Source organism: Agrococcus versicolor (assembly GCF_039531815.1).
In the GTDB taxonomy this organism is placed as follows: domain Bacteria; phylum Actinomycetota; class Actinomycetes; order Actinomycetales; family Microbacteriaceae; genus Agrococcus; species Agrococcus versicolor.
On record NZ_BAAAQT010000007.1, the window covers coordinates 36070 to 43667 of the forward strand.

A 7598-nucleotide genomic window follows, 5' to 3' on the forward strand; every position below is an offset into this window, starting at 1 on the left:
CCGTCGACGTGCTCGGCGCTGGCGACGAGCTCCGCGACATGGCTGGAGACGATGAGCAGCGTCGCCTCGGCGACGTCGCGCACGGCCTCGGGGCCGCGGTGCATGGCGTCGACCGCGGCGAGCGCGAGCCGCCGCGGCGCCTCGTCCGGGAGGTCGGCGAGCATCGACTCGGCGATGCCGACGTGGCCGGGCCTGCCGTCCTCGGCGATGCGCGAGACGAGCGCGTAGGCGGTCGCTGCCGACTCGTCGGTCGTCGCGGCGATCTCGACGACGCGCTCGAGCGCGCAGTCGAGCAGCGGCAGCGGCGGGAGGGCCACGGCGCGCGCCGCCATGCGGGTGTCGGCGATCGCTCGGCCGGCGGCGGCGAGCATGGTCCGCGTCCAGTCCTGCACGTGGCCGACGATGCCGTGGACGCCGTCGCCCGCCGCGAGCACGGCCGCGGCGTCGCCGCGGAAGGCCGCGTCGCACGCGAGGATGCCGTAGGCGCGGATGCTCACGAGCGGGTCGCCGCCGACGAGCGCGGCCTGCGCGGCGAGGGCGACCGTGCGGTGGTCGCCGGTCTCGAGCGCGGCCTGGGCGCGGGCGAGCTCGCCGATGCGGCGCAGGCGGGCACCGGACTCGGAGTGCGGCGGCAGGAGGTCGACGAGGTCGGCGGCGGCGAGCTCGGGGGAGAGCACCGACGACGTGATGGTGAACGCGACCAGGCGCGTCGTGAGGTCGTCGAAGTCGGCGACGCGCGCGTCGTGCAGCAGCGGCGCGGCGATGGCCGTCTCGCCGCGCGCGATGGCCGCGAGCATCGTCGGCACGGTCTCGGGGTCGATCGACAGCGCCGTCGCCGCGGCGTCCCTCGCGCAGCCCGTGAGGTTGCGGCCGACGAGCGTGCAGGCGGCGATCGCCGCGATGCGCGCACGCGTCGTGGGGCTCGTCGAGACGATGCCGCGCTCGATGGCGTGGTGCGCGGCGATGTACTCGCTCACCGTGCCGGCGTCGCGCCGCGACCAGCCACGGGCGATGTCGACGAGGATGGGCACGCTGCGCTCGCTGGGCCGCTGCGTGAGCGGGACGCGGAGGATCGCGGGCACCACGAGCGCGCCGGCGACCTCGTCGACGATGCCGACGTGCCGCAGGGCGTCGACGGCGTCGGCGCCCAGGTGCTCGACGGCGCGCGTGACGCGCAGGCCGTGGATGGCGGCGATGGCCTCGGCGGCGCTGCGCAGCTCGGGCTCGAGCGCACGCACGATCGCCGCGGCTGCGGCGGCGGAGCGACGCGGTCGGTCGGGGCGCAGGCGGTCGTCGAGCAGCGCTGCCGCGAGCAGCGGGTAGCCGCGCGACTGCGCGTGGAGCATGGCGCGGCCGATGCCGCCGAGCCAGTCGGACCCCAGGCCCGCGCGAGCGAGGCGGTCGTCGGCGAGGCGGTCGAACTGCCTGCGCGTGAGGCGGCCGAGGCGCACGACCATGACGCCGCACGCGTCGGTGCTGGGCAGCGCGACGTCGCGGCGCGTGTCGAGGGAGTCGTCGTCGGACATGACGGTGTGGAGGTCGTCCGTCGCGGCCGCGCCGCGCATGGGCTGGAACGCGATGGCTCCGGCACCCGGCGTGCGCAGGACGGTGTGCGTGACGCGACGTCGCACGGCCTCGGACCCCAGGAGGGGGTGCCCGACGAGCACGACGCGCGTGCCGGCGTCGACGGCCTCGAGGATCCTCGTGCAGTCGTCGTGTCGCCCGAGTGGGTCCACCGTGCGCATGCTGCTCCCGTCACCAGCTCACGGCGAGTGCCGGATCGTCCGCGCCGGGGGGTCGGTGACGCGTCGCTCCGGGCTCTCGCCCGCCGAAGAATCTTCGACTTCGGTCAGGATATCCTCACCGGGTCTGGAACTATCACTCAGCCATGAAATCCTTCGCCGATGGGGTACAAGTCCGTCGATCCGGGAGGCCGGATGGGCCCGGCGGGTGCCGGAACGCCCGTCGCGCGGAGGGTGCGCGCGGGTCCTCCTCGCGACAGGATGGTGCCATGACCGACGAGCTGGACGCTGCACGCAAGGCCCTCGAGGACGCGCGGCGGGCGCAGGCCGACGCCGAGGCGAGGCTGCTGGCCATGGAGGCCGCAGCGGCAGCCGCAGCGAATGCGGAGCAGGCCGCCGCAGCACCCGAGCAACCCGGGGCGGCCACCGCCGCGCGGCGTGCGGGCTCCCTCTCGCCCGAGGCGGTCGCGGCGATCCGCGCGGGCTACGCCTTCGAGGGCGCCGCGCTCGAGCTCGGCGTGCTCGTGGACGGGGAGGCCGACCCGTCGGTGCCGGTGCGCATCCCGCTCGGCATGCTCAACCGGCACGGGCTCGTCGCCGGCGCGACGGGCACGGGCAAGACGAAGACGCTGCAGGTGCTCGTCGAGCAGCTCTCGGCCGCCGGGGTGCCGGTCTTCGCCGCCGACGTGAAGGGCGACCTCTCGGGCATCGCGACGCCGGGGGCGTCGAGCGAGCGGCTGCTCGAGCGCACGGCGGCCATCGGGCAGGACTGGCAGCCGCGCGCGGCACCCGTCGAGTACTACGCCCTCGGCGGCGAGGGCGTCGGCGTGCCCATCCGCGCGACGGTCACGGGCTTCGGGCCGACGATGCTCGCGAAGGTGCTCGGCCTCAACGGCACGCAGGAGTCGAGCCTCGGCATCCTCTTCGCCTACGCCGACCGGCAGGGGCTCGCCCTGCTCGACCTCAAGGACCTGCGCGAGCTGCTCCTGTGGCTCACGGGCGACGAGGGCAGGAAGGAGCTGCGCGAGCTCGGTGGCATCTCGCCGCAGACGGCGGGCGTCATCCTGCGCGAGCTGACGGCGTTCGCCGAGCAGGGGGCCGATCGCTTCTTCGGGGAGCCCGAGATCGACGTCGCCGACCTGCTGCGCACGACGAACGACGGCCGGGGCGTCGTGAGCCTGCTCGAGGTGCCGGGCGTCGCCGACCAGCCGCGGCTGTTCTCGACCTTCCTCATGTGGCTGCTCGCCGAGCTCTTCGAGACGCTCCCCGAGGTCGGCGACCCCGAGCGGCCGCGCCTGATGTTCTTCTTCGACGAGGCGCACCTGCTGTTCCAGGACGCGTCGAAGGCGTTCCTCTCCGCGATCACGCAGACCGTGCGGCTCATCCGCTCGAAGGGCGTGGGCATCGTGTTCGTCACGCAGACGCCGAAGGACGTGCCCTCGGACGTGCTCGCGCAGCTCGGCTCGCGCGTGCAGCACCAGCTGCGCGCCCACACGCCCGACGACGAGGCGGCGCTGCGCGCCACGGTGCGCACGTACCCGAGGAGCGAGTACGACCTGCAGGAGGTGCTCACGAGCCTCGGCACGGGCGAGGCGATCGTGACGGTCATGGACGAGCGCGGCGTGCCCACGCCCGTCGCCTGGACGCGGATGCGCGCGCCGCAGGGGTCGATGGATCCCACGCCGCAGGAGCAGATGCAGGCGGCGGTCGACGCCTCGCCGCTGCAGGCCCGCTACGGCACGGCGGTCGACCGGGAGTCGGCGTACGAGATCCTCGCGGCGCGGCTCGCAGAGACCGAGGCGGCGGCGGAGCGGGCGGAGGCCGAGGCGGCCGCGGCCAAGGAGGCGAAGGCGCGCGACGCGGTGGCGCGCAGGCTCGAGCGGGAGGCGGCGCGCAACCGCTCGGCGACGCAGCGCTCGCGGCGCGAGCCCGCGAACCCCGTCGTCGAGGCGATCCGCTCGCGGACGGGCCAGACGGTCATCCGCGAGATCGTCCGCGGCATCTTCGGCACCCGCAGGCGCTGACGCCCCCGGAACGTGCGATGCGCGGCGGCCCGTAGGCCGCCGCGCATCGACGTGCTGTGCGGAGGATGGGGGATTCGAACCCCCGAGGGCTTGCACCCAACACGCTTTCCAAGCGTGCGCCATAGGCCACTAGGCGAATCCTCCAGCGTGGCCGCGAGGCCGACCCGACGAGTCTAGCCCGACGGAGCGGGGTGCGGACGCCGGAGGGGGCGGGATCGCGATCCCGCCCCCTCCCTGCGTCGTGCGACTAGCTGCAGACCGCGTACGCCTGCACGGCCGGCGACAGGGTCGCCGGGCCACCCAGGAGGGTGACGGCCGGGTTGTCCAGGCGCAGGTTCTCGCCGATGACGGCCGACGGCACGCACGTGCCGGGCACGACGTACAGCGGGGCGCCGAGCGAGCCGGCGAGCGCCGAGCCCGAGAGGGCGTCGGGGAAGCCCTGGCCGGATGCCAGGAACATGTCGCTCACGGGCGCCGAGAAGAACGCCTGGTTGACGGCGATCCCGACCTCGTAGCGGTCGGCACCCGACAGTCGCTGCGGGCTGAGGCCCTCGGTCACGAGCGCGCCGACGATGGCGTTCGACACGGATGCCGGGCCACCTGCGACGTACGTCCGCGACACGCCGAGCTCGTCGAGGGTCTCGAGCGTCGCCGCGTCGAGGTCCTGCTGCGAGCCCTGCACGAGGAGCACGGGAGCATCGATCGATGCCGCCGCGGGCCCTGCCGTGAGCGCGTCCGCGAAGGTCGCACCCGTGACGAGGAACGCCGCGCCGATGTCCGCGAAGGCGCGGTCCGCGATGTTGCGGGACACCTCGTAGCGGTCGGCTCCGCCGATGCGCGTGACCTGGTCGGCGAGGCCGCCCAGCGCGGTCTCGACGGCGGCGCTCACGGATGCGGGCCCGCCGACGATGACGATCTCGCTCGGCGCGAGCCGCTCGATCTCGTCGAGGGTGGCACCCGTGAGGGTGGCGCCCTGCGTCAGCAGCAGCGGTGCGTCCTCCTGCACGGCGGCCGGGCCGGCCGACAGGCCGTCGGCGAACACCTCGCCGCTGGCCAGGTAGACGACCTCCGCGCCGTCCGGGTGGCTCAGCTGCGATGCGTTGACCGCGACCTCGTACCGGTTGGCGCCCTCGATGCGGTCGGCGGCCGGCACGGACTCGACGCCGGTCGTGACCCGCACGAACGTCCGCTGCGACGGGTCGGTCGAGTAGTCGACGAACCCGATGTAGCTGCTGTCGGCGTCGAGGCCGCGCCACGACACGTCGAACGTGGTCGGGACGGCGACGGTGCCCTGGACGGTGGAGGGCTCCGCCGTGAACTGCCCGTCGTCGCTCGCACCGCCGATCGTGACCTGGTCGAGCGCGTACGGGGTCGCCCCGCCGCCCTCGACGCTGTAGACGTCGACGATCGCCACGTAGGTGCCCGCGGTGGGGTCCTCGATCAGGAGCGTCTCGTCCGTCGCGGCGGTCGCGGCCGTGTAGGTCTGGAGGACCTGGCCCGCGGCGTTGACGCGGAGGACCGCGAGGTCGAGGTCGGACACGCCGTCCTCGCCGTCGAGCTCGAAGTAGAGCGCGGCGGCGTCCTCGGGCACCTCGAACGTCTCGGACTCGACGGCGTCACCCTCGTTGCCCTCGCCCGCGAGGATCTCCTCGACCTTGCCGAGGCCCGTGGGCAGGACGTCGACCGCACCGGTCTGGCCGGGCAGCACCGTGATCGGCGTCGAGCCGATCGTGCCGGTGCCCTCGACCCACTCCGGCGCGTCGAGCGCGACGGGGAAGACCGCGATGGGCGACCGGGCGGTGTGCTCGGTGCTCGTCCACGTGAGCGAGCCCGTCGTGAAGGCGCCCACGGGTGCCGTCGTCGTCGTGAACGTCACGGTGTACGAGCGCTCGTCGCCTGCGGCGGCGAAGTCGAGCGTCGTGGGGCTGACGACCGCGGTCGTGCCCTCGGGGGCGTCGACCGAGACCGTGTACGAGCCGGCCTCGAGCGCCGTCAGCGTCCTCGTGACCGTCTGCGAGCCCGCGAGGGCGCCGATGCCGATCGAGGGGATGTTGAGGTCGCTCGGGTCGATGGCGGAGCCCACCCAGGTCTCGGGCAGCTCGTACCCGATCCCGCGCAGGTAGCCGTACCAGTCCTCCGTGCCGTTGGCGTAGTAGACCCCGGCGTCGAGGAAGCTCGTGGCCTCCACGAAGCCCGCGCCCTGCGCGAACCAGTCCTGGTTCACGGTGCCGTCGGCGTTCACGGTGTCGGTCGCCGTCGTCATGAGCGCCGACTTGACCTCGGCGGGCGTGGCGAGCGGGTTGACCCCGAGGTAGACGGCGGCGAGGCCCGCGACGTGCGGCGCTGCCATCGAGGTGCCGGACAGGAAGCGGAACGTCGGGTCCGCGCCCTCCGCGTTCGGGCCGGCGGCGATGATGCCGGTGCCGGGCGCCGCGATGTCGGGCTTGATGACGTCGTTGCCGTCCACGTTGACCGGGCCGCGCGACGACGAGGCGGCCACGATGGGCGCTGCCGTCTCGATACCCGACGTGTTGCCGGCCGTGAAGGTCACGGTCTCCTGCGGGTCGGCCTGCGCCACCGCGAGCAGCTGCGCACGGTACTGCGCGTCGACGTGGATCGTCGGCACGGCGTGGTCGTCGAGGTCGATCGAGCCGGGCGTGACGTTCGCGAGCACCATGCCCGCGCCGCCGGCGGCCGCGACGACCTCCGACTTCTCGGCGCGTGCGTTGTTGCCGCGGTCGCAGAGCACGACCGTGCCCTCGGGCACCGTCGCGAGCGAGCCGGGGAGGCAGAGCGCGGCGTCGGCTGCCGTGGCACCCGTCGCCGGGTTGTCACCGGCGTAGACGAGCGGTCCGGAGAACGGCTCGGCGTCGGCGGACATGTCGACCGTGACGGACGCGCCCGGGATGAGGGTGCCGTCCTCGAGCGCGATCGTGGCCTCGTAGTTCGGGATCGTCGTGTTCGCGACGGTCGAGTACCAGGGGGAGGCGTGGTCGAGCGTGGTCGGGTTCGGGCCGGAGTTGCCTGCCGATGCCGAGGTGAACACGCCGGCGGCGGCTGCGCCGAGGAAGGCGACGTCGTAGGGGTCGAGCACGGAGGAGGCCGAGCCGCCGCCGATCGAGAAGTTGATGACGTCGACGCCGTCGGCCGTCGCGGCCTCGATGGCCTGGAAGAGGTCGGAGCCCGCGCAGCTGTCGTCGGTGGTGACGGCCGGGTCGGGGTCGTTGCCCGACCAGCAGACCTTGTAGACGGCGATGCGCGCCTCGGGTGCGACGCCCGACATCGTGCCGATGTCCTGGCCGCCCTCGGTCGTCACGGGCACGTCGAAGTTGCCTGCCGCCGTCGAGGCGGTGTGCGAGCCGTGGCCGTCGAGGTCGCGGGGGGATGCGACCTCCACGCCCTCGCCGCCGATCTCGTCGGCGCCGAAGCCGTCGAGGAAGATCTGCGCGCCGACGATCTTCGTCGAGCACATGTCGGCCGTGAACTGCGGGCCGGTCTCGCACGTGCCCGTGAAGGTCTCGCCGTCGCCCTTCTGGAAGAGGATCTGGCCCTCGGCGTCGAGGTAGGGCTCGCCGGTGGTGGCGTCGGTGCCGAGCGGCTCGCCCGCGAAGAGCGGGTTCTCGGGGGCGATGCCGGTGTCGAGCACGCCGACCACGACGCCCTCGCCCGCGCCCTCGACCCCGCCGGCCTGCGCCCACATGGTCTCGACGTCGAGGTAGTCGTTGGAGGGGGAGCCGTCGAGCGTCAGCATCTCGTCGGCGTGGATGCTCGTGACGCGCGGGTCCATCGCGAGGTCGACGGCCTGGTCGGCCGTGAGGTCCGCGACGAAGCC

At 74.0% G+C, this 7598-nt stretch carries 3 protein-coding genes and 1 tRNA gene; 1 reads left to right on the forward strand and 3 read right to left on the reverse strand.

Annotation, left to right across the window (positions count from 1 at the left end; translation table 11 throughout):
- Positions 1 to 1736 (reverse strand): hypothetical protein (locus ABD249_RS12340; RefSeq protein WP_344344001.1); only part of this gene is annotated, 1736 nt, incomplete at its 3' end.
- Positions 1737 to 2011: 275 nt separating this feature from the next.
- Between ABD249_RS12340 and ABD249_RS12345 the strand changes: the two genes are divergently transcribed.
- Positions 2012 to 3766 (forward strand): helicase HerA-like domain-containing protein, encoded by a 1755-nt coding sequence (locus ABD249_RS12345; protein WP_344344002.1) that lies wholly within the window; start codon positions 2012 to 2014, stop codon positions 3764 to 3766.
- A 59-nt stretch (positions 3767 to 3825) separates the two neighbouring features.
- Here ABD249_RS12345 and ABD249_RS12350 read toward each other — a convergent pair.
- Positions 3826 to 3910: transfer RNA gene (locus ABD249_RS12350), tRNA-Ser, on the reverse strand.
- Positions 3911 to 4013: 103 nt separating this feature from the next.
- Positions 4014 to 7598 (reverse strand): cell wall-binding repeat-containing protein (locus ABD249_RS12355; protein ID WP_344344004.1); only part of this gene is annotated, 3585 nt, incomplete at its 5' end.

Coding starts and splice junctions, on each gene's coding strand:
- ABD249_RS12345 (WP_344344002.1), top strand. CDS start 2,012: ATGACCGACGAGCTGGACGCTGCACGCAAGGCCCTCGAGGACGCGCGG.